At 66.8% G+C, this 24,882-nt stretch carries 23 protein-coding genes; 9 read left to right on the forward strand and 14 right to left on the reverse strand.

Annotation, left to right across the window (positions count from 1 at the left end):
* Nucleotides 1-10 precede the first annotated feature (10 nt).
* The 4 genes from AC3RX1_RS11285 to AC3RX1_RS11300 form a co-directional block, all read right to left on the reverse strand.
* Entirely contained in the window at nucleotides 11-1,489 is a 1,479-nt protein-coding gene (locus AC3RX1_RS11285; RefSeq protein ID WP_491501330.1) for an MATE family efflux transporter, read from the reverse strand.
* A 123-nt stretch (nucleotides 1,490-1,612) separates the two neighbouring features.
* Complete coding sequence (locus tag AC3RX1_RS11290) at nucleotides 1,613-2,545, reverse strand: alpha/beta hydrolase (protein WP_491501331.1); 933 nt, start codon at nucleotides 2,543-2,545, stop codon at nucleotides 1,613-1,615.
* A gap of 7 nt (nucleotides 2,546-2,552) precedes the next feature.
* Nucleotides 2,553-3,926: an MFS transporter gene (locus AC3RX1_RS11295; RefSeq protein WP_491501390.1), complete on the reverse strand. Its 1,374-nt coding sequence runs from the start codon at nucleotides 3,924-3,926 to the stop codon at nucleotides 2,553-2,555.
* Between the two features lie 5 nt (nucleotides 3,927-3,931).
* Nucleotides 3,932-4,318, reverse strand: a complete 387-nt coding sequence (locus AC3RX1_RS11300; RefSeq protein ID WP_491501391.1) for a MarR family winged helix-turn-helix transcriptional regulator — start codon at nucleotides 4,316-4,318, stop codon at nucleotides 3,932-3,934.
* Nucleotides 4,319-4,475: 157 nt separating this feature from the next.
* Between AC3RX1_RS11300 and AC3RX1_RS11305 the strand changes: the two genes are divergently transcribed.
* The gene (locus AC3RX1_RS11305) at nucleotides 4,476-5,321 is read left to right on the forward strand and encodes an alpha/beta fold hydrolase (RefSeq protein WP_491501332.1); all 846 of its coding nucleotides are present in this window, start codon (nucleotides 4,476-4,478) and stop codon (nucleotides 5,319-5,321) included.
* A 70-nt stretch (nucleotides 5,322-5,391) separates the two neighbouring features.
* On the opposite strand, the gene AC3RX1_RS11310 is transcribed toward AC3RX1_RS11305, so the two are convergent.
* Genes AC3RX1_RS11310 through AC3RX1_RS11335 form a run of 6 tightly spaced genes read right to left on the reverse strand, consistent with a single transcriptional unit; the run spans nucleotide 5,392 to nucleotide 10,862 of the window.
* On the reverse strand, nucleotides 5,392-6,036 hold the full coding sequence (locus AC3RX1_RS11310; protein WP_491501333.1) for a DeoR/GlpR family DNA-binding transcription regulator: 645 nt from the start codon (nucleotides 6,034-6,036) through the stop codon (nucleotides 5,392-5,394).
* A gap of 1 nt (nucleotide 6,037) precedes the next feature.
* Nucleotides 6,038-6,349, reverse strand: coding sequence for a hypothetical protein (locus tag AC3RX1_RS11315; protein WP_491501334.1), 312 nt, complete (start codon nucleotides 6,347-6,349; stop codon nucleotides 6,038-6,040).
* A gap of 1 nt (nucleotide 6,350) precedes the next feature.
* Nucleotides 6,351-8,306 carry an alpha-ketoacid dehydrogenase subunit alpha/beta gene (locus AC3RX1_RS11320; RefSeq protein WP_491501335.1) on the reverse strand — a complete coding sequence of 652 codons (1,956 nt, stop codon included), beginning with the start codon at nucleotides 8,304-8,306 and terminating at the stop codon, nucleotides 6,351-6,353.
* Nucleotides 8,303-9,070 (reverse strand): SDR family NAD(P)-dependent oxidoreductase, encoded by a 768-nt coding sequence (locus tag AC3RX1_RS11325; RefSeq protein ID WP_491501336.1) that lies wholly within the window; start codon nucleotides 9,068-9,070, stop codon nucleotides 8,303-8,305. The genes AC3RX1_RS11320 and AC3RX1_RS11325 overlap by 4 nt, the downstream gene beginning before the upstream one ends.
* A complete protein-coding gene (locus AC3RX1_RS11330; RefSeq protein WP_491501337.1) occupies nucleotides 9,067-10,122 on the reverse strand; it encodes an LLM class flavin-dependent oxidoreductase in 1,056 nt (351 codons plus the stop codon). Before AC3RX1_RS11330 ends, AC3RX1_RS11325 begins: the two co-directional genes overlap by 4 nt.
* Nucleotides 10,119-10,862, reverse strand: a complete 744-nt coding sequence (locus AC3RX1_RS11335; protein ID WP_498239389.1) for an SDR family NAD(P)-dependent oxidoreductase — start codon at nucleotides 10,860-10,862, stop codon at nucleotides 10,119-10,121. The genes AC3RX1_RS11330 and AC3RX1_RS11335 overlap by 4 nt, the downstream gene beginning before the upstream one ends.
* Before the next feature lie 116 nt (nucleotides 10,863-10,978).
* Between AC3RX1_RS11335 and AC3RX1_RS11340 the strand changes: the two genes are divergently transcribed.
* Nucleotides 10,979-11,470 (forward strand): VOC family protein, encoded by a 492-nt coding sequence (locus AC3RX1_RS11340; RefSeq protein WP_491501339.1) that lies wholly within the window; start codon nucleotides 10,979-10,981, stop codon nucleotides 11,468-11,470.
* Here AC3RX1_RS11340 and AC3RX1_RS11345 read toward each other — a convergent pair.
* The 4 genes from AC3RX1_RS11345 to AC3RX1_RS11360 form a co-directional block, all read right to left on the reverse strand.
* On the reverse strand, nucleotides 11,467-12,243 hold the full coding sequence (locus AC3RX1_RS11345; protein ID WP_491501340.1) for an IclR family transcriptional regulator: 777 nt from the start codon (nucleotides 12,241-12,243) through the stop codon (nucleotides 11,467-11,469). The two genes, AC3RX1_RS11340 and AC3RX1_RS11345, sit on opposite strands and share 4 nt — an antisense overlap.
* Before the next feature lie 52 nt (nucleotides 12,244-12,295).
* The gene (locus AC3RX1_RS11350; RefSeq protein WP_491501341.1) at nucleotides 12,296-13,723 is read right to left on the reverse strand and encodes a rhamnulokinase; all 1,428 of its coding nucleotides are present in this window, start codon (nucleotides 13,721-13,723) and stop codon (nucleotides 12,296-12,298) included.
* A gap of 5 nt (nucleotides 13,724-13,728) precedes the next feature.
* Complete coding sequence (locus AC3RX1_RS11355) at nucleotides 13,729-15,762, reverse strand: bifunctional aldolase/short-chain dehydrogenase (protein WP_491501342.1); 2,034 nt, start codon at nucleotides 15,760-15,762, stop codon at nucleotides 13,729-13,731.
* Nucleotides 15,763-15,866: 104 nt separating this feature from the next.
* Nucleotides 15,867-16,628, reverse strand: coding sequence for a DeoR/GlpR family DNA-binding transcription regulator (locus tag AC3RX1_RS11360; protein WP_491501343.1), 762 nt, complete (start codon nucleotides 16,626-16,628; stop codon nucleotides 15,867-15,869).
* A 222-nt stretch (nucleotides 16,629-16,850) separates the two neighbouring features.
* Between AC3RX1_RS11360 and AC3RX1_RS11365 the strand changes: the two genes are divergently transcribed.
* The 7 genes from AC3RX1_RS11365 (at nucleotide 16,851) to AC3RX1_RS11395 (ending at nucleotide 24,869) form a co-directional block, all read left to right on the forward strand.
* Nucleotides 16,851-18,089 carry a hypothetical protein gene (locus AC3RX1_RS11365; protein WP_491501344.1) on the forward strand — a complete coding sequence of 413 codons (1,239 nt, stop codon included), beginning with the start codon at nucleotides 16,851-16,853 and terminating at the stop codon, nucleotides 18,087-18,089.
* Nucleotides 18,090-18,114: 25 nt separating this feature from the next.
* Nucleotides 18,115-19,077, forward strand: coding sequence for an aldose 1-epimerase family protein (locus AC3RX1_RS11370; protein ID WP_491501392.1), 963 nt, complete (start codon nucleotides 18,115-18,117; stop codon nucleotides 19,075-19,077).
* Nucleotides 19,074-20,582, forward strand: a complete 1,509-nt coding sequence (locus AC3RX1_RS11375) for a sugar ABC transporter ATP-binding protein (RefSeq protein WP_491501345.1) — start codon at nucleotides 19,074-19,076, stop codon at nucleotides 20,580-20,582. Before AC3RX1_RS11370 ends, AC3RX1_RS11375 begins: the two co-directional genes overlap by 4 nt.
* Entirely contained in the window at nucleotides 20,579-21,607 is a 1,029-nt protein-coding gene (locus tag AC3RX1_RS11380) for an ABC transporter permease (protein ID WP_491501346.1), read from the forward strand. Before AC3RX1_RS11375 ends, AC3RX1_RS11380 begins: the two co-directional genes overlap by 4 nt.
* Nucleotides 21,604-22,653: an ABC transporter permease gene (locus AC3RX1_RS11385; protein WP_491501347.1), complete on the forward strand. Its 1,050-nt coding sequence runs from the start codon at nucleotides 21,604-21,606 to the stop codon at nucleotides 22,651-22,653. Before AC3RX1_RS11380 ends, AC3RX1_RS11385 begins: the two co-directional genes overlap by 4 nt.
* Nucleotides 22,654-22,707: 54 nt before the next feature.
* On the forward strand, nucleotides 22,708-23,760 hold the full coding sequence (locus AC3RX1_RS11390) for a rhamnose ABC transporter substrate-binding protein (protein WP_491501348.1): 1,053 nt from the start codon (nucleotides 22,708-22,710) through the stop codon (nucleotides 23,758-23,760).
* A 104-nt stretch (nucleotides 23,761-23,864) separates the two neighbouring features.
* Entirely contained in the window at nucleotides 23,865-24,869 is a 1,005-nt protein-coding gene (locus tag AC3RX1_RS11395; RefSeq protein ID WP_491501349.1) for a LacI family DNA-binding transcriptional regulator, read from the forward strand.
* The last annotated feature ends 13 nt before the right edge of the window (nucleotides 24,870-24,882 follow it).

Consider the following 24,882-nt stretch of genomic DNA (forward strand, 5'->3'; position numbering starts at 1 on the left):
GGGTTCCGGCTCAGCGGCGGGACAGGAGTCGCCGCCGGCGCGGCGGCGCCACCATGATCGGCACCGGCGCGGTGAGCACGGCGTCGACCACCATCGATCCGTCGGTCGGCCCGACGATCGGGATGGGCGTGGTCTCGGTCGCGAACTCCGGCTCGACCGGCATCGCCGCGAGCCGCCGATGCGCGCGCAGATAGGCGGGAATCAGCACGAGCGCTGCCCCCAGCCACGCGAGCGGATTGCTCAGCACCACGCCGGCGTAGCCGATCGCACCGCCGAGAACGACGGCGGCCGCCACACGCATCACGAGCTCGATGACGCCGGTCACGGTCGGGATGAGCGCATCGCCGAGACCCTGCAGCGCGCCGCGCAGCACGAACAGCACGCCGAGCGCCGAGTAGCTCACACCGTTGATGATCAGCATGAGGTGGGCGAGCTCGACGACCTCGTCGGAGCCGTCGCCGATGAAGATGCGCACGAGGTTCGTGCCGAAGGCGACCAGCACCACGCCGAGCGCGATCGAGGCGATCACCGCCATGACGGTCGCCTGCTTCACGCCACGGCGGATGCGGTCGGGCCGGCAGCCGCCGAGGTTCTGCGCGACGTACATCGACACGGCGAGGCCGAGCGACTGCAGGAAGGCGACGGCGATCGAGTCCACGCGTGAGGCCGTGGTGTACGCCGCCACGGCATCCGCCCCGATCATGTTCAGGGCGACCTGCACGGTGAGGGTGCCGATCGCGATGATCGATGCCTGGAACCCCATCGGAAGGCCGAGGCGCAAGTGCGCCTTCAGGTCGCTCCAGTCGACGCGCCAGTCGCCGCGGTGCACGTGCAGTGCGGGCACGCGGCGGCGGACGAACTCCAGGCACAGCAGCACCGAGACCGCCTGCGAGACGACCGTCGCGAGCGCGGCGCCCGCCACGCCCCACCCGAACGGGCCGACGAACAGGATGACGAGGCCGACGTTCAGCCCGCACGCGAGCGTGAGGAACACGAGCGGTGTGCGCGAATCGCCGATCGCCCGGATGATCGCCGCGAGGTAATTGAAGAACATCGTCGCGCCGGCGCCGAGGAAGCTCACCTGGGTGAACACCGTCGCGCCGTCGAGCAGCTCGGCCGGCGTCTGCAGCGCGATGAGGGCCGGACGTGCGATGAGCGGGGCGACGACCGTGAGCACGACGGTCGTCGCGGCCGTGAGGATCGTGCCGGCGGCGACCGAGCGTCGCACGGCGGCGTAGTCCCGCGCGCCGAACGCCTGCGCCGTCGGGATCGCAAATCCGCTCGTGAGGCCCCAGGCGAAGCCGAGCAGCAGGAACAGCAGACTGCCGGTCGCGCCGACCGAGGCGAGGGCGTCGACGCCGAGGTGGCGGCCGACGACGATCGTGTCGGCGAACTGGTAGAGCTGCTGCACGACGTTCCCGATGAGCAGCGGAACGGCGAACGCCAGGATGACGCGCCACGGGCGGCCCGTGGTGAGAGTGGTGGCCATGAGATCTCTCGGAAGGACGAGGACGAGCGGGGGAGAAGGCGAAGGCGACCGCGAAGATCTGCGGTCGCCGAAATCCCTCTCAGTCTATCGAATCGATTCGGCGCAGACTGGGCAAGACCTGATTCAGACCGACTCGATCCACTGCGCGATGCGCTTCACGCTGCGCTGCGCGGACGCCGCCTCCGGATGGTTCAGGTGGCCGTGCGTCGCGCTGCGCTCGGCGAACAGCTCCACGCGCACTCCGGCGTCGCGCAGCTGCCGGGCGAACATGTCGCCGGACGAGCGCAGGTCATCGATCATCGCCACCAGGATGTAGGTCGGCGGCCACCAGGCGAGGTCGCGCGCGGTTCCCGCGAACGCCTCGGGGTCGGTCGCCACAGCCCTGGCGGCGTAATGCTTCGCCAGCGCGCGCACCACAGGCGGCCGGAACCGCAGGCGCGACGGCATCTTCTTCATGAGATCGAGGGTCGCCGGGGTGTTCGGCGGAAGGGTCGGATGCATCATCGGGTATGCGAGCACGACGGATGCCGGCATCGGGCCATGCTGCGTGTGCAGGCGCATGGTGACGCCGGAGACGATCGTCCCGCCGGCGCTCGCGCCGCCGAGGTGCACGCGCGCCGCATCGACGCCGAACAGTGCGTCCGCGTCGCCGGTCGCGTGCAGCCAGGCGGCGTGCACGTCGTCCACCGGTACAGGATGCCTCACCCCGCGCAGCGCCTTGCGGTAGTCCACCGCGAGCACGGGGATCCCCTGCGCGGCGAGCTCGAGCGCAACCCAGTTCGACTCCGGCATGTCGAGGTCGCCGCCGACGAACGCGCCGCCGTGCGTCCAGACGAGGGCATTCCGCGCCTGGACCGCGGGGCCACGATACAGCCGCGCCGGCACCGCGCCGTGCGGGCCGGCCACCGGCACGTCCCGCACCTCCACCTTCGCCAGCCGCGGGAAGCGGCGCTGCAGCGATGCGGTATCGATGTCGGAGCGCGGGTCGACGGGCAGGCCCTTGCGCGCGAGGTGGTGCGCCATGATGCGCACCACGATGTCGGCGGGGGTCAGCATCCCACCATCATCGCGCCGGCCCGGGCAGCGGCTTGCCGCGCGGCGCGGCGTCACCGTCGTCGCGGCCGGGGAGCGCGATCGGCGTCGTCTGTGCGATCTCGTCGCTGAACTCCTCCGGTGCGATCCGCTCCACCACGCGGATCGGCCGGGTCTCGTCGATCGTGAGCGCGAACCGGCTCGTCTCGCTGCGATGCAAGCGGCCGGATGTCACGAGCCAGACCGCTCCGATGGCACACGCGACGATCCCGGCGGCGGCGCCCACCTGGATCGCCGTCCGCGGCCCGAACGTCGTCGCCACCCATCCGGTGATGGGCGCGCCGATCGGGGTCGACCCCATGATCACCGCCATATACAGCGCGAGCACGCGTCCGCGCAGCTGCGCATCCGTCGTGGTCTGCACGTAGCCGTTCGCGGTCGTGAGCATCGACACGGTGGTGAACCCGACGAACACGACCGTGACGCCGTACATCCAGTACTGCGGCATGACCGATGAGACGAGCGAGGCGATGCCGAAGCCTCCGGTCGCGAAGATCACCACCCGGAGTCGTGCGCGTTCGCGTCGCGCGGCCATGAGCGCGCCGGCGAGCGACCCGATCGCCAGCAGCGAGCTGAGGGCCCCGTAGCCGTCGGCCTTCAACCCGAACTCCAACGCCATGGTCGATGCGAAGATCGGGAAGTTCATGCCGAACGCGCCGATCAGGAAGACCATCACGAACAGGACGAGCAGGTCTTTGCGTCGTGCGACGTAGCGGAAGCCGTCGGCCAGGCGGGTGGCATCCGTCGCCCGCACCCGCGGCTGCAGCTCATCGAGCCGCATGATCGACAGGGCGACGAGCATCGCGAGGAACGTCGCGGCGTTGATGAGGAACATCCAGCCGGTGCCGACCAGCACGATCATCACGCCACCGACGGCGGGGCCGATGAGGCGGGCGGTGTTGAAGGATGCCGAGTTCAGCGCGACGGCGTTCGCGGCATTCTCGCGCGAGACGACATCGGAGACGAACGCCTGGCGGGCCGGCGAGTCGAACGCGTTCGCGATGCCGAAGAGGCCTGCGAACATCCACATGAGCGGCAGCGTCATGATGTCGGTCAGCAGCAGGACGCCGACCGTGACCGCCAGGAGACCGAGCGCCGACTGAGTGCACATGAGCAGCTTGCGTCTGTCGAAGTGGTCGGCCACCCAGCCGGTGATGCTGACGAGTACGAGCGGCGGGCCGAACTGCAGCGCCATCGTGACGCCCATCGCGGTGGCATCGTTGTTGGTCAGCTCGGTGAGCACGACCCAGTCCTGCGCGGTGGACTGCATCCATCCGCCGATGTTCGAGATCAGCGCACCGATGAACCAGACGCGGTAGTTGAACAGGCCGAGCGAGCGGAACATCGCCTTCATCGGGCCGCCACCTCGCTCATGATCGTGGCCGCCTGGGCGAGCGTGCGCCGCTGGGCGGGGGTCAGGCCGGCGACCACGTGCGCGAGCCACAGGTCGCGCCGCCGCACGGTCTCGGTGACCAGGTCCCGCCCCTGTGCGGTGATCTCGATGTTGACCTTGCGGCGGTCGTTCTCGTCGGGCGTGCGCGTGGCCCAGCCGAACTCCTCCAAGCAGTTCACGGTGCGATTCATGGAGGGAGCGGTGACACGCTCGCGGTCGGCGAGCTCGCCCAGCGTGAGCGGACCGTGGCTGCGCAGCGTCGCGAGCACGGCGAACTGGGCGTCGCTCATGGTGTCCAAGGCGCGCTCCGAACGCAGGCGGCGGCTGAGCCGGAAGGTCGCCATGCGCAGGTCGCGGGCTGCGGCGGCATCCTCCTCGGGTACGCCGTCGTCGGTCTCCGGAAGTCTCACGCGCGCATCACTCATACAGATATTTAGCTTAGCTTATTAGCTTCGCTAAGTAAATCTCGGTGGCGGCATCGGCACGCGATATGCTCGCGCCATGCCCGAGTTCACCGACGCACGCGGCATCGCGATCGTCTACGACGTCCATCCCGCGCAGAGCCCGCGCGGCGTCGTGCAGCTGCTGCACGGCGTGGGCGAGCATGCCGGCCGATACGTCGCGCTGATCCAGTCGCTGACCGCCGCCGGCTTCACGGTCTACGCCGACGACCATCGCGGGCACGGCCGTACCGGCATGACCCAGCACGGTGACGCCGCGCGGCTCGGCCGGCTCGGACCCGGGGGACACCCCGCCGCCGTCGACGCCTGCTGGCAGTTCACGCAGCTCATCCGCGCCGAGAACCCCGGACTGCCGCTGGTGATCCTGGGGCATTCCTGGGGCTCGTTCCTCACGCAGATCCTCGTCAATCGGCACCCCGAGGCGTACGACGGGATCATCCTCTCCGGCTCGGCGCTGCGCATGCCGGGATCCCTGAACGCGGGCGATCTGAACGCCCGATGGAAGACGAAGGATGCCTCGGGTCTGGAGTGGCTCTCGAGCGACCTGAGCGTCGGGGAGGCGTTCCACGCCGACCCGCTGACCGTCGAGGTCCCGTTGCTGCGGCTGTTCGGTCCGGTGGATGCCGCGCGCCTGTTCGGCCGCCCCCGCAAGGACCTCGGTCGTGACATTCCGCTGCTGCTCCTCGTGGGCAAGGACGACTCGGTCGGTGGCCCGCGCAGCGTGCATAAGCTCGCCGACGCGTACCGCACGCGGTCAGGGTTCACGGACGTGACGACCCTCGTCTATCCGGGCGCCCGGCACGAGCTGTTCAACGAGGTGTGCCAGGCCGAAGTGCGCGCCGACGTGGTCGCGTGGCTCGATGCCCGCTACTCCGTGCGCGCGTGACGACGGTTTCCGCGTGCGGTAGACAGGCGGGGACGCCCGTTGCGGACCGCTCGGCACCTATTCGACCGCATCAGCGCAGCTCGACTCTGTCGCTCATTGCCTCGAGGCGCGGGTCGGTGGGCGCAAGTTCCGTGATGAGCAGGGTCGCTCGCTCCAGAGCGAAGCACATCGCGGTAGCAATCTGCCCGAGCTTTGACGAATCGATACACAGGATGAGCTCACTTGCGACCCGACGAAACGCCTGCTTGAGCTCTGCCTCATGCAATGAGACCTCCGAGGTGCCATGCGTCGAACTGAGCGCGGAGGCGCTCGCGAAGAAGCGCGTGTAATGAAGGGACTGCGCCATCTGAACGGCCAGAGGGCCGACAAAGCTCTCCGTCTCGTACTCTGACTGACCGGCGATCAGGATCGGATCCATTCCGTCGGCAAACTGAAGCGTGCGGTATGTCTCGTACGAACTCGTCGCCACGGTGAGCCCTGAGCGGCGCGTGAGCGCCGGTGCAATCGTGCCGACCGTCGTTGAAGCGTCCAGGGCGATGCAGCCGCGCCGCGGCACCAGCGCGAGTGCCTTGTCGCGAATGATGTCCTTCGCGCGCCGGTTCACCTCCCACCGCTCCCGGAACGACCGGCGGTCGATCACCGACCCGCCGGGGCGGGGCGCTTCGTCCGGTTCATCGCTAACCGTCGCTGTCGGCAGGTCGCGATCGATCGACATGTCAGGGCCACACCACGGCGTGCACGAAGTCGGCGGACTGGACGTCGACCTCGCAGGGCAGTCGCGAGATCATCTGCTGTCGCGCATCAGACTCGAAGTATGCGACGTCCGCGGCCCTGTACCGCGCTCTGCCTCCTGGATGGGAGGCTGCCCAGACGAACTCGCCGGCGCTCGGGAGAGCGAACGCGAACTCGATGGAGAACCCGTATCGATGACGCAGCGGCACCAACTCGCTGTGGAACCACGAGATATACGAAGGCAGATCGGTGGCTGCGATCCGGTAGCGCCGCAGCTGAATCGTGCGGTGCGCCATGTCAGTCTCCGATCAACTCTCGCAGGGCGGCAGCGATCGCCGTCGCGTTGGGGACGAGCGCATGTTGAAGTGCGGGAGAAGCCGGTATTCGGATGTCCGGTGTGCCGAGCCGAGCGACCGGTGCTGTGAGGATCGAGAAGTGCTGCTCGGAGATGCGCGCAGCGATCTCAGCACCGAATCCACCTGTCTGCACATCCTCGTGCACGACGAGCACGCGGCCGCTCGCATTCGCGACGACCTCGGCGATGGCGGTGTCGTCGAGCGGACGCAACCAGCGCAGGTCGAGCACGGCAACGTCGATTCCCTTCGTGCTGAGCGCGTCGGCTGCCTGAAGCGCGGAAGGCAGCGTCGCGCCCCAAGTGATGACCACGGCGTGTGTGCCATCGCGGTGCAGACGCGCACCGCCGACCGACTCGCCTCGGCCGCCCCTGGTCACCGGGCCCGCGACCTGGTAGAGCGCGCGATGTTCGATGAGTACCACAGGGTCCGGGTCTGCGATGGCCGCTCGCAGCATCCGGTAGCCGTCCTGCGGCGTCGCGACGAGGCCGACCTTGATCCCAGGAATGTGCGAGAGCACCGCTTCAATGCTCTGCGCGTGCTGCGCGCAGGCGCCGTCGGTGACGCCCTGCTGCATGCGCACGACGAGTGGAGCGGTGAGCGCGCCCCGGTTGATGTACCGCACATTGGATGCTTGATTGACGATCTGGTCGAGTGCGACATAGGCGAAGTCCGCCCACATGATCTCGACGATAGGCCGAAGCCCGCCGATCGCGGCGCCGACGGCTGAGCCGAGGATCGCGTTCTCCGCGATCGGCGTATCGAAGACACGGTCGGCGCCGAATCTTTTCTGCAGGCTGCGGGTGACGCCGAAGATGCCGCCGGCAACACCCACGTCTTCGCCGTACACGAGTACTTCGGAGCGGGTCTCCAGCTCATCGCTGAGAGCAGCGTTGAGGGCGCGCTGCAAGGTCAGCTCCCTGGTGTCAGTGGAGCCCCAATCGGTGGCCGGAGCCGAGGCCGAGAGATGATCGAACACCGTCGCCGGATCGGGCTCCGCCATTCGGCTGACGGCCTCGGCGACCGCGGCCATGCGCGCCTCGGCATCCGCAACGGCGGCATCCGCGGCCTCGGCGCTGACCCGGCCCTCGTCACGCAGACGCCTGAGGGGCTCTCGAAGCCGTGCGCTCTCGAGGTCCTGCCGCGGGCGATAGTGCTGGATGTCGCGGTTGTAATGCCCGGAAAGGCGGATCGTGCGGCACTCGAGGAAGACGGGGCCTTCGCCCGCCCGCGCCGCGTTCGCCGCATCACCGACGGCGCGGGTGACGGCGAGCGGGTCACAGCCATCGACAACGTGGGCCGGCATCCCGAACGCCCGAGCGCGATCGACGAGTTCGCCGTGCACCATGCTCGCGGTGGGCGTCATCTCGGACCATTCGTTGTTCTCACACACGAAGATGACCGGCAGGCGGTGGGCGACCGCGAAGATGAGCCCTTCGTTCGTGGCCCCCTGATTCATCGCCCCGTCGCCGAAGACCACGACCGTGACGCCGCCGGTGTCCAATCGCTTCTGGCTGAGCGCGATCCCGGTGGCGATTGTGCTGCCGGCGCCGACGATGGAGGTCTCGCCGATGAAGCCATGTGCCGGGTCCGACAACAGGGGTGAACCTGCCCGCCCTCCGTTCAAGCCACCCGACTTCTGAGCCACTTCTGCGAATGCCGCTGTGGGGTCGGCGCCGAGTGCAAGCGCCCACCCGTGGCCGCGGTATGTGCCGATCACGCGGTCTTCCTCGCGCAGCGCCGCCGCGGCTCCCACGGGAATCGCCTCTTGACCGAAGCACAGGTGGATCGAGCCGGCGATCAACCCCTCATGACTCCAGTCCTGCGCCCTCTGCTCGAACGCCCGGATGAAGGCCATTTGCTCAAAGGCCTCTTGATCGGTCAGCTCTGTGTCGGTCATTCCCTCTCCCCTTCCTCTTCTCGCGACGGTGGCCGGTAGTCGAAGCCGGCATTGAGCGCGCCGTCGACCATGACCTCGGTACCGCTGATGCCCGATCCGAGCGGCGACAGGACAAACACGATCACCCGGGCAACCTCAACCGGGTCGAGGATCCGTCCGATCGGATAGCGCGCGGTCTTGGCGGCGAGAAACGCGGCTGGGTCCGGCGCTGCATCAACGTGCTCTTGGAAGAAGGGTGTGTCGATGACGCCGGGTGAGATCGCGGTGGCGCGAATGCCGAGGTGGCCGTAGTCGAGCGACACGGACCGCATCAGCTGGAGAAGCGCGCCCTTGGAAGCGCTGTATGCCGCAAGATTCTGCTCGGCGTGCGAGGCATCGATGCTCGTTACGGCGACAATGCTTCCTCCGCTCGTCATACGTGGCAGCAGAGTGCGCAGGGCTTCGAATGCGCCGAATACGTTGACTTCAAACACAAGCCGCAAGTCGGCATCGGACACCGTGGTCGCGCTGCCGATGGCGAGCTTGCCCGCGCACAGTGCAATGCGATCCAAAATCCCGCTTTGCGTGTCCACGAGTTCCGCGACTTGACGCCACACCACGGGGTCGTGGACGCCGCCCGTGACGCGTGTGACGAACCCATCGTCCCACCGCCAGTCCAGGTCGACACCGATGACGTCGATCCCTTCGGCGTTCAGGAGCAGGGCGGTCTCGCGACCAGTGCCGGACCCGGCCCCGGTGACCACGGCGACCGATCGCGCGCTCACAGTGCCACGCTCGCCGTTTCGCGCAGCGGAGCGAGGGCACGCATCGTCGTCGAAGCCGGGAAGTCCATGAACCAGCAGATCACCTCACTGATCCCGAGTTCTTGGTAGGCGCGCAGCTTCGCTGTGACTTCTTCGGCAGTTCCGATGATGAACTCCTCCTTCAGAACTTCGGGTTCAAGGCCGTCACTGAGTTGAGGGTTGCCGGCGTGAACGAAGTCCAAGAAGTCGCTCATTGCAGCCCCGGCTGGGTGTTCGTCTCGCAGGCGTGCCCAGTGGGCCAACCAGTGGTCCCACTCGGCATCGTCCTCGACTATTAGCACCTGGGTTTCCAGCGTCTTGCGCAGAGTCTGGGGAGCACGGCCGCGTGCTTCACATGCGGCATTGACGCGGGAGATCTTGTCGGCGAGCACCTCCAACCCGGCGGGCATGGAGTTCCATGTGTCGGCGTGGCGGGCCACGAGATCGAGCGTCACATCGTCGAACGCTTCACCGATCCACAACTCGGGTCGGTGTGTCGGTGTGGGCGTGCTGATGGCGCGGTCGGTGTGGAAGTGCATGCCTCGGTGATCGACAGGCCGTCCCGTCCACAACTCCCGTATCAACTCGACGGCCTCGGCCACCTGCGAGACGCGTACCTCACGGGATGGCTCCCACGCGAACCCGTATGCCGTGTGCTCGCGCTCACGCCACCCCGGATCGATGAACAGGTCGAAGCGTCCGCCGCTGATGACGTCGAGAGTCGCAGCCATCTTGGCGACGAGCGCGGGATTGCGAAACCCGACTCCGAGGTGGATGTTGCCCAGGCGCATCCGGGACGTTGCAGTCGCGAGTGCGCTGAGTGTCGTCCAACTCTCCAGGATGGCGCCGTCGCGGCCGAGGAACATGTGGTCGGCAACCCAGAGCGAGTCGTAACCCAGTGACTCGGCCTCACGTACTGCGGCGAGGATGGGAGCCCACTCCAGTTCGACGAATGAGGGTGTCCGGATGTCGACGAACCCAGGATTTGCGAAGATCGGCACCGCGAGACCGAGCCGAAGGCGATCGGTGTTCATAGCATGAAGCTCCCTCCGTTGACGTTCAGCGTCTGACCGGTCATATACGCCGAGCGGTCGGAGATGAGGAATCGCACGACTTCCGCGACCTCTCGTGGGCTGGCGAAGCGGCCGATCGGGGTCTTCGCCGTCATGGCCTCGCGTTGAGCGGGCGTGTAGGCGTCGGCGATCATGGGCGTCTCGACCAGCCCCGGCGCCACGGCGTTGGCCCGAATCTGCTGGGATGCGTGCTGCGAGGCGATCGTCATCGTCAAGCCGATGACGCCGGCCTTCGCAGCGACGTAATGCGGGCCACTGTAGAACGACGCTGTGCGACCGGACTGCGAGGTGAGATTGACGATAGCGCCGCCGTCGTGCGCGGCCATGTGCGCCACCGCCGCGCGGCAAGTGCGGTAAGCACCCGTGAGGTTGACATCGAGCATTCGCTGCCAATCGGCGGGTGTGATGTCCAGAATCGTTCCCAGCTGAAGGATGCCCGCGGCGTTCACCAAAGCATCGAGGCCGTGTTCGGCGGTGACGCGTCCGAAAGCCACATCGACGGAGTCCTGATTGGTGACGTCGATACCGATCGCGCCGGCCAGGCGGTCTCCGAGGCTCTTTGCCACGTGCTCGAGTCCCGCCACGTTCCGGTCTCCGATGACGACGTCCCAACCGTCTTCCATCAGCAGTTCGGCGCTCGCAAGGCCGATCCCGCTCGCTCCGCCGACGATGAACACGGTGCGGGGGGAGGAAGACGTCATTGTTTGCTCCTTGGCTGGCAAGCCCTACTACGTTGCGGTGCAACCGTAGCCGTACTACGGTTATCTCGCAAGAGTTCCATTTATATCGAATTTCGTCTCATTCTGTAAGGTCGCACATGATCGCCGACGTTCTCCACTTCTCCTTCACAGTGAGCGACATCGAGCGTTCCATCGACTGGTACACCCGAATACTCGGGCTCGAGCTGGTCCATCGCCAACGCCAGGAGAATGCCTACACGGACCGGCTGGTCGGTATCGCCGGAGTGACCCTAGAGGTTGCGCAGTTCAAGCTCCCAGGGGTCGAATCCCGCTACTCGAGCCACATGCTCGAACTAATCGAGTACTCGAAGCAGCGTGATACCGAGGATCATGGCCTGCCCACCAATCGCGTGGGCGTCGCGCACCTCGCCCTTCTCGTCGACGACATCCATGAGAGATACGAGCTCATGCGCACCGCAGGTGTCCGCTTTCGCAATCCGCCGGTCGAGATCACCGAGGGGGCGAACGCGGGTGGATGGGCCTGCTATCTGTGGGACCCGGATGGCATCACTCTGGAATTGCTGCAGTACGCTCCCGAACGCGCCGCGCGCCTGGGGATCGGCGCCTAAGCGTCCCCACCGAGGTCACGGGTCATGGCCCCCGCGGCTCGCGAGACCGCCTCCACCACCGAGCTGCGGAATTCCTGCCGGCGCACAGCAGCTCCGCTTGCCGCGATCGAGCCGACGACTTCGCCCGCGCGATCGAAGATCGGCGCCGCTACGCAGACGATCCCGGCCTCGAACTCCTCGTCATCGAAGGCGAACCCATCGCGACGAACACCGGCCAGGGTGGACTCGAGGTCTTCCGTACGCTTGGCGAGCAGTGGGGCGGACTCGCTGGGGTGATTGCGGGCGACGATTGTCGCGATCTCATCCGAAGGCAGATGAGCGAGCACGGCCTTCCCCGACGCTCGCTGATCTTCTTGACCGGAGAACCCGACGGCGAGGCCGGCCACGCGCAACGGGCGCGAGCCGTCCTGGACGATCTTGATGACGACACGGCTTCCTTCTTTGGCGGTCAGGTAGACAGTTTCTCCGGTCGCCTGTGCAACGTCGTCGACGTATCTCGCGAACCGCGACGAGAAGTCCCGGTCGTACGCGGCCGCGAGTGCTGCGACGCGGGGGCCGATGTGCAGATTCCCGCCTTCGTCTTTGATGACGTGCTGGCCGGCGACAAGTGTATTGACGATGTTGTACGTCGATGACAGGTTGTGATCGAGTTGCCGCGCGAGTTCGCGCATCGAGAGCGGCGGATTCGCCGCTGCGATGAGGTCGAGGGCGAGTAGGGCGCGTTCGATGGTTCGCAGCGCACCAGGAACCGGAGCGGCAACCTCAGGGGTCATTCCAACAGTATCGATGAACTTCTATCTAAATGGGACATCGCACCCGGCGGTTTCACCGCCCCCGAGGCTCGAAGCGGCGCGTGGGTACGCTCGCCGCGACGATCGAACGCAGCGCGTCGAGGCTGCCTGAGACCAGGCCGGTCGCGCGCGCCTGCACGAGCACGTTGCCCAGCGCCGTCGCTTCCACGGGACCCGCGATGACGGGAAGCCCCAGACGGTCGGCCGACAGCTGGCACAGCAGTTCGTTCTGCGAGCCGCCGCCAGCCATGTGCACCACGCGGACGTGCTTGCCGGAGAGCTCCGCGGCCGAGCGCACGGCCGCGGCGAACGCGTCGGCAAGGCTCTCGTTGATGGCGCGCACGAACTCTGCAGGCGTTTGCGGGACGCGCTGACCGGCCTCGCGACAGCACTCGGCGATCCGCGTGGGCATGTCGCCGGGAGCCAGCAGTCGTGGATCGTTCGCATCGAAACGGGAGCCTTCTGGCAGGGAAGCCGCTTCAGCCAGAAGGGCCGGCAGATCGATCTCGCTTCCGTTGCGCTCCCAGGTCCGGATGCTCTCGGACTGGATCCACAGCCCCATGATGTTCTTCAGGTAGCGGGTCCGCCCGTCCACGCCGCCCTCGTTTGTGAAGTTGGCGCGTCGCCCGGCGTCGGTCAGTACCGGATTCTCGAGCTCCACGCCGACCAGTGCCCAGGTACCGCAGGAGATGTAGGCGAACTCGTCGTCCACGGCCGGAAGCCCGACGACGGCAGATGCGGTGTCATGGGAGCCGACCGTATGCACAGGGATCTGTGCACCGACCTCCTCGGCGATCCCGGGCAGCAGGCCGCCGACCGGCGTCCCGGCCTCCACCAGTTCGGGAAAGAGGTCCGCGGGCAGGTGGAGCCGTCGGAACAGACCGCCCGCCCACTCTCGCGATCGCACGTCGAGCAGCCCGGTCGTCGACGCGTTGGTGCGCTCGGCGATCAGCCGGCCGGTCAACCAGTAGGTGATGAGATCGGGGATCAGCACCCCGCGCACCCCTGGCTCGAGACGTCCCATGAGACGGTCATCGGCAAGTTGGTAGAGCGAGTTGATGGGCATGATCTGCAGTCCACTGACCGCATAGAGCTCTTCCGGCGGCACGAGGTCGTGTGTGGCCTTCACCCCACGGGTGGTGCGGTCATCCCGATAGTGGTACGGGTTTCCCATCAGGGCACCGTCGTGCACCAATCCGTAATCGACGCCCCACGAGTCGACCGCTGTGCTGCGAAGCTCGCCCTCGCGCAACAGCGCCGTGCGCAGGCCGATCTTGATCGCCCGGTACTGCTCGAGCAGGTTCCAGTGCAGCGCCTCGCGGTCACCCTCCCAGTAGCTGACGGGGTGGTTGACGAAACGCTGCACGATCTCGAGACTCACCGTCTTGTCAACGATGCGTCCGACGACGACACGACCGCTGGTGGCGCCGAGGTCAATCGCGGCGACGGATCCGTTGCCCATGGCCGTTACCGCAGGAATGCGGCTGCGACGCCGGAGTCGACGGGGATGTGCAGGCCTGTCGTACGCGAAAGCTCAGGTCCGGTCAGCACGAACACGGCGTCGGCCACACTCTCGGGAACGACCTCGCGCTTGAGGATCGTGCGGTCGGCGTAGAACTGGCCCAGGTCCTCTTCCTTCACCCCGTAGGTCTTGGCCCTGTCGGCACCCCAACCGGAGGAGAAGATGCCGGATCCGCGCACGACCCCGTCCGGATTGATGCCGTTGACCTTCACGCCGTACTCGCCGAGCTCCGCCGCCAGCAACCGCACCTGATGCGCCTGGTCGGCCTTGGTCGCCGAGTAGGCGATGTTCCGCGGTCCCGCGAACACGGAGTTCTTCGACGAGATGTAGACGATATCGCCGCCCAGGCCCTGCTCGATGAGGACCTTCGCCGCTGCCTGCGACACCAGGAAGGAGCCTTTCGCCATCACGTTGTGCAGCAGGTCCCAGTCCGCCTCGGTGGTCTCGATCAGGGACTTCGCGATCGAGAGTCCGGCATTGTTCACAATGAGGTCGACGCCGCCGAACGCGAGTACGGCTGCATCGATCGCCGCCTGCACAGCCGTGGCGTCTGCCACGTTCACGCCGACGCCGACGGCGACGTCGGCCCCGCCGATGCCGGCAGCGGTGGCCTGCGCCTTCTCGAGGTCGAGATCGGCGATCACAACGCACGCGCCTTCGGCAGCGAGTCGAGTCGCGATGGCTTTGCCGATGCCGGATGCCGCACCGGTGACGAAAGCGATCCGTCCCTGGTGCGTCTTCGGCTTCGGCATGCGCTGCAGCTTCGCCTCCTCGAGAGCCCAGTACTCGATGCGGAACTTCTCCGCATCGGAGATGGGTGCGTATGTGGACAGCGCCTCAGCACCTCGCATCACGTTGATCGCATTGCGATAGAACTCGCCGGCGACCCGTGCGGTCTGCTTGTTGGCGCCATAGCTGAACATCCCGACACCAGGGACCAGCACGATGAGCGGGTCCGCGCCGCGGATGGCGGGACTGTCGGCGGTCGCGTATGTGTCGTAGTACGCCTGGTAATCGGCGCGGTAGCGTGCGTGCAGCGCATCCAGGCGTGCCAACGACTCTTCGATCGAAGCATCGGCCGGCAGATCCAGCACCATCGGCTTGATCTTCGTGCGGAGGAAATGGTCCGGGCAGCTTGTGCCCAGTGAGGCCAGCGGCAGCAGCTTCTCCCGGGAAAGGAAGTCGAGCACGGCGGGGGAGTCGTCGAAGTGTCCGACCATCACCTTGTCGTGCGAGGCGATGCCTCGGATCGTGGGTGCAAGGGCGACGGCCTTGGCGCGACGCTCCGCTTCGGGAAGCGGCTCGTAGCCGGGCACGACGGGGCCGAACGGCTCGGCGACGCCGTGGGCGGAGATGTAAGCCTCAGCCGTGGCGATGATCCATAGCGAGTTGCGCTCGCAGTCCGCACTGCTCTCGCCCCACGCGGTGATGCCGTGACCACCCAGGATGCAGCCGATCGCATCGGGGTGCTCGCGTTTGATCGCGGCGATGTCCAGCCCGAGCTGGAAGCCGGGCCGGCGCCAGGGCACCCAGACCACCTTGTCGCCGAAGATCGCTGCGGTCAGCTGCTCGCCGTCGGCAGCGGTGGCGATCGCTATGCCCGAGTCAGGGTGCAGGTGATCAACGTGGGGAGCGTCGACCAGACCGTGCATCGAGGTGTCGATCGAGGGGGCGGCTCCGCCCTTGCCGTGCAGACAGTAGTCGAACGCGGCGACCATTTCGTCTTCGCGGTCCACGCCGGGGTAGACGTCCACCAGGGACCGGAACCGATCCAGGCGCAAGACGGCCAGCCCGTTCTCGGTGAGGGTGCCCAGGTCCCCGCCCGAGCCCTTGACCCAGAGGAGTTCGACCGGCTGCCCGGTGACGGGGTCGATCTCGGTGCCCTTGGCCGAGGTATTGCCGCCGGCGTAGTTGGTGTTCTTCGGGTCGCTCCCCAGACGGTTCGAACGTCTGACGAGTTCAGCTCTGGTATCGCTCATGGCCTCAATCCGGATTCCGCGCCGGCCCCGGTGCCGACGTGTTAAGAAACGTTCGTTTCGGTGAAAAATGTAACAAGAAATAACGTGGCGAACAAGCGCGAGTCTCAGCGCACTTCGACGTGGTCGCGGAACTCATCCAGTCGAGGATCGCTGGGCGCGAGCTCGGTGATCAGCACGGACACCCTGCTGAGGTGCAGGCCGGAGGCAGTGGCCTCCTGCATGAGCTTGGAGGAGTCGACGCACAGCACCACGTCCTTGGCGACGGCCGCGAATGCGCGTTTCATCTGCGCTTCGGCGAGAGAGACCTCCGTGGTCCCGTAGCTCGCGTCCACGGCGCTCGCCGAGGAGAAGAAGCGGATGTACCGCAGCGACTCTGCCGCCTGCACGGCGAGCGGTCCGACGAAGGTATCGGTGGACTCCTCGGTCTCCCCTCCGATGAGGATCGGGGTGACGCCGGGCGTGCCCTTCATCGATGCGTAGGTGGGGTAGCAGTTCGTGCTCGCGATGAGCCCGGACCGCACCCCGATGCGCGCGGCCAGGGTTCCCACCGTGGTCGACGCATCGAAAGCGATCGATCCGAACCTCGGCACCAGGGCGAGCGCCTTCTCGGCGATCACTTCCTTCGCGCGTGAATGCACCGACTGCCGCTCGCCGTATGGCCGAGGTCCGATCACCGAGATCGCGCCGCCGCGGACCCGCCGCAGCAGACCCTCGGATTCGAGATCGGCGAGGTCTCGGCGAATGGTCATGGCAGAGACGCCGAGAGCCTCGGCCGCCTCCGCGAGGCGGATGACGTTGTCGCGCTCCAGGATGGCCAGCAGTCGGCTGCGTCGTTCCTCGGACTCGGTGCTGCTGGTGATCGCCATTGATGTCCCTTCGGTGTGATGTTCCTGTTATATCGCCCTGACACCGAACATGCCAGGCCCGAGAATGCCCGAAAACACTGGGATCGAATTTGTGTCATGCGAAACCGTTGACACACGGCGCACGCCGATGTTACATTCCCGGCAGGTTCATTGAACCACTCCCGAACGGCAGCGTCGCAGCAGGATTCGTCGACGCACTCCAGCAGAAGGGCATCATCGACGATGACCGAGGCATACGACAACGTCACCTCCGCAGCGAGTGGATTCGATCGCGCGCTGGATGCGGGCAGGGGCATCGTGCGCCTCGCTCCGGCGTGGGTGCCTCGTGCCTTCTGCACTCCGGGGCGCCGCATCCGACTTCACCCGGACGACTACTTTCCGTTCCAGCAGACCCGCGGCGGCATCGATGAGCGCTGGCTCGCCTCGACAGTCCGGGCCGACAACGGCCCGCTCACCGGTCCATGGGAGGGTCTGAGCCTCGTCGTCGATCCGGACGGCGGGTTGCTGCCGTTCGACGAGTTCGTCGGGCATCACAAGGCCGAGGTGATCGGCTCCCGCCTGCAGGATCGCTTCGGCGGATGGACGATGTATTCGAAGTTCTACGACAACCTGCAACCGTTGCCGTTCCACGTGCACCACAGTGATGAGAAGGCGGCCCTCGTCGACAAGGTCGGCAAGCCGGAGTCCTACTACTACTCGCCGCACATGAACAACTACACCGGCGACCAGGCGATCTCGTTCCTCGGCCTGCAGCCGGCCACCACCCGCGCCCAGCTCAAGGAGCGGTTGGCCCGGTTCGGGTCCGGGGGTGATAACCGCATCACCGACTACTCACTCGGCTATCGCACCCAGTTGGGCACCGGATGGGACATTCCGGCCGGCGTCCTGCACGCACCGGCGAGCATCTGCACGTACGAGCCGCAGTCGGCCAGTGACGTGTTCAGCATGTGCGAGTCGTGGAGCAACAACCGCGAGGTGCCCGAAGAACTGCTCTGGAAGGACGTTCCGCACGACCACCACGGCGACTACGACTTCATCATCGATCTGCTCGACTGGGACAAGAACGTCGACCCCGACTTCGTCGCGAACCGGTTCATGCGCCCGCGCGCCACGGCAGCCTCGGAGGCGGAGGGCGGTGCGGCGTACGTGGAGAACTGGATCGTGTACCGCTCTTCATCGTTCAGCGCGAAGGAACTCACCGTCCGTCCCGGGCAGACCGTCACGATCACCGATCAGGACGCGTATGGCGTGATCGTCGTCCAAGGCGCGGGCACGTTCGGCCCGCATGACACGCAGGCCGCCACGTTGCTGCGTTTCGGTCAGCTCAGCCAGGACGAGTTCTTCGTCACCGAGAAGGCGGCGCGCGCAGGAGTCACGATCTCGAACCGCAGCAGCACCGACGACCTCGTCATGCTCAAGCACTTCGGCCCGGACAACCAGGAGCTGGGGACCATTGCCTGACATCTTCGGAACGCCGCGCTCCGAGGTGCTGACCCGCGTCGGATCGCTCGATCAGGTCGCCCGCGTCGACCGGTTCGTCGAAGATGACGGTCCTGCCCGGGGGGCGCGCAGGTTCCGTGTCGTCAACGGTGGCGGTCTGGAGTTCGACGTGCACCCCGATCGCGGCCTCGACATCGGCGCAGCCACGTTCCGTGGCGTCCCGTTGGCGTGGCTCTCGTCCACCGGTATCACCCGGCCGGATGCCTACGAGCCCGAGGGCCGCGGCTGGCTGCGGACGTTCGGAGGTGGACTGGTGACCACATGCGGCCTCGACAGTTTCGGGCCGCCCGCCGACGATGAAGCGGGCGTGAGCGGGATGCATGGTCGCATCGGCAGCATCCCTGCACGGATCAGCGAGGTCACCGCGACCCCTGAGATCGTGGCCGTCGGCGGTCAGGTGCGCCAGACCGCGGTCTTTCAGGAGAATCTGCTGCTGGAACGACGGATCAGTTCGGCGGTGGGATCGTCGTCGTTGCGGATCCAGGACACGATCACCAACGAGGCGGAGCGCCCGCAGGACCACATGGTGCTCTATCACGTGAATCTCGGCTGGCCGCTGGTGGACGCCGACACCAGGATCGAGATCTCAGCCGCGTCCGTCGAGCCGCGCGACGCCGATGCTGCGGCCGGCTTTGCCGAACGTGCCGGTATCGGTGCACCGTCGGTCGGCTTCCGTGAGCAGGTCTACGTGCACGAAGCAGGCACCGAGCGTGTCGCCCGCGTCGTGAACGAGGCCCGTGGAATGTCGCTCACGCTGCGGTACTCCGACACGCTGCCGGCGATCTTCCAATGGAAGCTGACCGCGACCAAGCATTACGTCCTCGGTCTGGAGCCGGCCAACACGCCGGAGATCCAGGGCAGGGCCGCGGCGCGCGCGCACGGGAAGCTGCCTGTGCTGGCGCCGGGAGAGAGCCGTTCCTACTCCGTTGAGATCGAGGTGGAGGCATGACAACCGACGCACCCCTCATGCAGCTGACCGCCGTCAGCAAGTCCTTCGGCGCCGTGCACGCGCTCGTCAGCGCGGACCTCACACTGGAGGCCGGTTCGATCCACGCACTCGTGGGCGAGAACGGCGCCGGCAAGTCGACGCTCGTCAAGATCATCGGTGGGCTCTACCGCCGCGATGGCGGCGAGTTCATGCTCGATGGTGAGAGCGTCGACTTCCACAACACGAAGGACGCGAAGGATGCCGGCATCGCGGTGATCTACCAGGAGCCCACACTGTTCCCCGACCTCAGTGTCGCGGAGAACATCTTCGTGGGGCGCCAGCCGTATTCGCGATTCGGTGGTATCGATCGCGGAAGGATGCGCCGCGAGACCGTCGAGCTCACGAGGCGACTCGGCGTGCCGATCGACCCCGACCGCGAGGCGCGTGGACTTTCCATCGCCGACCAGCAGGTGGTCGAGATCGCGAAGTCGATCTCGCTGGACGCCAAAGTCATCGTCATGGATGAGCCGACGGCAGCGCTCTCGGGAACCGAGGTCGACCGGCTGATGGGCATTGCTCGTCAGCTGCGCGATGAGGGGCGCGGGCTCATCTTCATCTCCCATCGCTTCGACGAGGTGTTCGCCCTCTGTGACACCATCACGGTGATGCGCGATGGCGCGTACATCGCGACGAACCGCGCACGCGAGGTCACCGAAGACGCGATCATCCGACAGATGGTCGGTCGCAGCGTGGACAACCTCTTCCCGAAGCAGGAGGCCACGATCGGCGACCCGGTGCTCGAGGTGCAGGGGCTTTCCAGTGCCGGCGTCTTCGAGGACGTCAGCTTCACCGTGCACTCGGGCGAGATCGTCTGTTTCGCCGGACTGGTGGGAGCAGGACGCAGCGAGATCGCCCGAGCGGTCTTCGGGGTCGACCGCTACGACTCGGGCACGGTCACCATCGGCGGCAAGCCCGTCCCGCCGAACAAGCCCATGGCCGCGATGCGGCTGGGCATGGGGTTCGTTCCCGAGGATCGCCGCAAGCAGGGCCTGGCGATGTCGGCGGGTGTGCAGGGCAACATCACCCTCGCCATCCGTGAGAACCTCGCCAAGTTCGGTTTCATCACCTCCTCGCTCGAGGAGCCGAGCGCACGCTTGTGGGCGGCCCGTCTGCGGGTCAAGACGCACGCACTGGACACCGAGGCATCCATGCTCTCGGGCGGGAACCAGCAGAAAGTCGTTCTGGGCAAGTGGCTCGCCACGCGGCCGAAGATCCTCATCATCGACGAGCCCACGCGTGGCATCGATGTGGGGACCAAAGCCGAGGTGCACCGCCTGCTCTCGGAACTCGCCGGCGCCGGGGTCGCCCTGCTGATGATCTCCTCCGAACTGCCGGAGGTGCTCGGCATGGCCGACCGCGTGCTCGTCGTACGTGAGGGACGCATCACCGCCGACCTGCTGCGCAGCCAGGCCACGCCCGAGAACGTCATGTACGCCGCCACTCACGCGACGGAGGAAGCCGCATGAGCGTCACGCATACGGTTGCGCCCGTCGAGACCGGGCGGTCCTGGTTCCAGACCCTGATCAGAGCACGCGAGTTCGGGCTCATCGTCCTGATCATCGCACTCCTGGCCGTCACGGCGTGGATCCAGCCCAGCTTCCTCTTCTCCGACGGTGGCTGGCGTGAGCTGCTCCGGCAGCCCACGATGCTGATCCTCATCGCCATCGGCCAGGCGATCGTGATCATCACCCGGAACATCGACCTGTCCGTCGGTTCGACCCTGTGCTTGTCGACGTACCTGTCGGGATGGCTGTTCGCGAACGTCCCCGGCATCCCGATCCCCGTCGTGGTGCTCATCGGCGTCGCGCTCGGAGCGTTCCTCGGTCTTCTCAACGGTCTGCTGGTGGCCTTCCTGAAGGTGCCGTCGCTGGTGATCACACTGGGCACGATGTACGCCTACCGCGGCATCGCGATCCTGTGGATCGGGCCGCACTTCATCCGTTCAAGCTGGCTGCCGCCAGAGTTCCGCGCCCTGGGCACGATGCCCTTCCTCACCATCCCGGTGCTGCTGCTGGTCGTGCTCGTGGTGGTGCTGCTGGTCGGCTGGTACATGACCAGCCGGCGTTCGGGCCGCGACTTGTACGCGCTGGGGTCCAACCCCGAGGCAGCGACCCTGTTCGGCCTGAGCGAGCGTCGGCTCACACTGGGAGCCTTCGTCGCCAGCGGTGCGCTCGCGGGGCTGGCGGGACTGGTGTACCTCGCGATCTATGCGACGGGCGACGCGCAAGTGGGCACCGGATACGAGCTGCAGGCCGTGGCAGCCGCCGTCATCGGCGGTGTAGCGATCGTCGGCGGCTCCGGATCCATCTGGGGCGTGGCACTGGGCGCCTTCTTCCTCGCGACGATCTCCAACGCGCTGCCCGTGCTGGGTGTGCCGAGCCTGTGGCAGCAGTCCCTGGTCGGATTGTTCATCGTCGGCGCGATCCTGCTGGACCGCATCCTGTTCGTCAACCGGATGCGCCGGGCCAAGAGAGGCGGGAGTGAGAAATGACCACCGCGACGACGACGGGTGTCATCGACGCCACCACGTATGCCCGCCATGCGCGGCCGTTCTGGCGCCGGGTGCTGTTGCGCCCCGAATCGGTGATCGTGCTGGCGATCATCATCCTGCTGCTCATCGGCACCTACACGATCCCCTTCTTCGCCCAGCCGTACACCTATCAGACGATGATCCTGAACGCGGCCCCGGTGCTGCTGATGCTGCTGCCCGTGACACTCGTGATCGTCACCGGCGACATCGACCTGTCGGTGGGCTCGATCCTCGGGTTCTCCAGCGCGATCTTCGGTCTTTCGTTCCAGGCGGGCGTCCCGCTCTGGCTCTCGGCCGTGATCGGCGTGCTGGGCGGTGCGCTCGCCGGGGTGCTGAACGGCGTGCTCGTGACCGTCGTCGGACTGCCCAGCCTCGCTGTGACCATCGGTACCCTTGCACTGTTCCGCGGCATCGCGGTGGGCCTGCTCGGCACCACGTCGATCACCGGGTTCCCGCCCGAGGTGCCGCGGTTCCTCACCGCGCCGTTGTGGGGGCTGCCGTTCCCGCCGGTCGCGATCGCCATCGTCGTCCTGGCCATCGTGTTCGGCGTCCTGCTGCACTTCACCCCGTTCGGCCGCGGCATCTTCGCCATCGGTCTGAGCCCCGAGACGGCCGCCTTCTCGGGAGTGCCGGTGAACCGCACGCGGTTCATCCTGTTCGTGCTGAGCGGGCTGGTGGCAGGGGCCACCGGCGTCTACTTCACGCTGCAGTACAGCAACGCCATCGGCACGAACGGGTTCGGCTTCGAGCTGCAAGTGGTCACCGCCATCGTCCTGGGCGGCGTGTCGATCTGGGGCGGCAAGGGCACGCTCTTCGGTGCTCTGGCCGGCGGCCTGCTCATCGCGGCGCTGAACAAGACCCTGCAGCTGGCCGGAATCGGCTCCGACACCATCAGCATCGTCACCGGTGTCGCCCTCATCTTCTCCGTCGTTGTTGCGAGCATCGCGGGATTCGTCTCGCGACGACGACGGTCGAAGGCCTCCGCGCTCGTTGCGGCAGGCGCATGACCCACCCATCACGAGTACACACCTGAATCACAATCCGCAACGGAAGGAAGAACAATGAGGATCTCATCCGGCGGGCTCGCTCGCAAGATCACCCTCTCGGTCGCAGCGGTTGCTGCTGCCGGTCTGCTGCTTGCCGGCTGCTCCGGCACCGCGAACAACGCGGGCGGCAACAACGATGGCGGTTCGAACGGCGGTGACGCCAGCGTCACCTTCATCCCGAAGAGCCTCGGCAACAAGTACTTCGAGGCATCCGACAAGGGAGCCGCGGCAGCTGCGAAGGAACTCGGCATGGCCTTCAAGGAGGAGGGGCCGACGGCAACCGGCTCAGCCGACCAGGTGCCGTTCATCCAGACAGCCATTCAGACGGGGCAGAAGGCGATCGCGATCGCCGCGAACGACCCCGCCGCCGTCTGCAACGACCTGACCCAGGCGCAGAGCCAGGGCGTGAAGGTCGTCGCGTACGACACCGACACGGACTGCCGCGACGTCTTCGTCAACCAGGCGACGGTCGATGGCATCGCCGAGGGCCTCGTCAAGCTCACGGCAGACCACCTGGGACCCGATGGCGGTACCATCGCGATCTTGTCCGGTGGCGCCAACGCGGCCAACTTGAACGCGTGGGTGGATGCCATCCAGGCGCTGCTGAAGAAGGACCACCCCAACATCACGGTGGCCAAGGTCGCGTACGGTGACGACCAGGATCAGAAGGCGTACCAGGAGGCCCAGGGTCTCATGCAGTCGATCCCGGACCTGAAGGCGATCATCGCTCCCGACACCGTCTCGGTGAAGGAGGCTGCGCACTACCTCGCTGACACCAAGGAGTTCCAGGGCAAGGTCTGGGTGACCGGTCTCGGCCTTCCCAGCGAGATGAAGGAGTACGTCGAGAGCGGCATCGTCGACCAGTTCGGCCTGTGGAACCCCGAGGACCTCGGCTACCTCGCCTCATACGCGGCGGATGCGCTGATCAAGGGGGACATCACCGGCAAGGAAGGCGAGAAGTTCACCGCCGGCAAGCTCGGCGAATACACCATCGGCGCGGACGGGGAGATCGTCCTCGGCCCGATGTTCGTGTTCGACAAGAGCAACGTGGGCGACTTCTCCTTCTGAGTTGCAGAGCCATGGCCGGGGCCCGCAGCACAGCGCGCGGCGGGCCCCGGCTCATGGCGCCGGCCCACTTTCCCCGAGCCGGTGTGATCCGAGAGGAGGCGTCGATGAGGGCGACGATCCGCGACGTGGCACGTCGGGCCGGCGTCTCGGCGGGAACAGTCAGCAATGTGCTCAACCGTCCGGGCTATGTCGGGACCGAGACCCGCGACCGCGTTCTGCGAGCGATCTCCGAGCTGGACTTCATCCCCACCCCACGAGCGCGCCGCTTTCGCAACGGTCGCCAGCGAACGCTCGGACTCGCCCTCGCCGACCTGGCGAACCCGTTCTTCGTCGACGTGGCGTTGGGTGCCGAGGCCGAGGCCAAGGCGCTCGGCGTGGGTGTCGTCATGATCCACAACGGCGAGGATGCCGCACGCGAGCAGGACAACCTCGACATCCTCGTGCAGCAGCGTGTGCACGGCATGATCATCGCACCCGTGCAGGAGGATGACCCGACGCTCGACCGCCTCGACGGCCGTGGCATCCCCCTCGTGTACGTGGACCGGGTCGGCTCGTCATCGATGCGCTGCTGGGTCAAGACCGATGATGCCGCGGGCGGCCGCATCGCCGGCGAGCATCTGAGCACCCTGGGGCACCGTCGCATCGTGTTCGCTGGTCCCTTCGGCACCCACCCGCAGACAGATCAGCGCTTCCGGGGCTTCATCGAGATGATGAGCGGCACGGTGGAGCGAGTGACCACGCGATCATGGGGGATCGACGACGGCCGCGCGCTCGGGGCGATACTGGCAGCGCGCTCCCGGGATCAGCTGCCCACGGCGGTGATGTGCAGCAACGACCTCATCGCGCTCGGCGTCCTGCTCGAGTTCGCCCGCCGGGGCATCCGCGTCCCCGACGATGTCTCGGTGGTCGGCTTCGACGATCTGATCTGGGCCGGCGCGGTGCCTGTCTCGCTGACCACCGTCCGGCAACCCCGTTCGGCGCTGGGCACGCATGCCGTGCGCATGCTGTTGGACGAGATCGACCGCCCGGAGACGCACACGCACAGCCAGCTGCTGCTGGAGCCGCAGATGGTGGTGCGCGAATCGACCGCACGACCACCCCAGCGATGACACCACTTCATCC

This window comes from Microbacterium altimontanum, assembly GCF_058349865.2.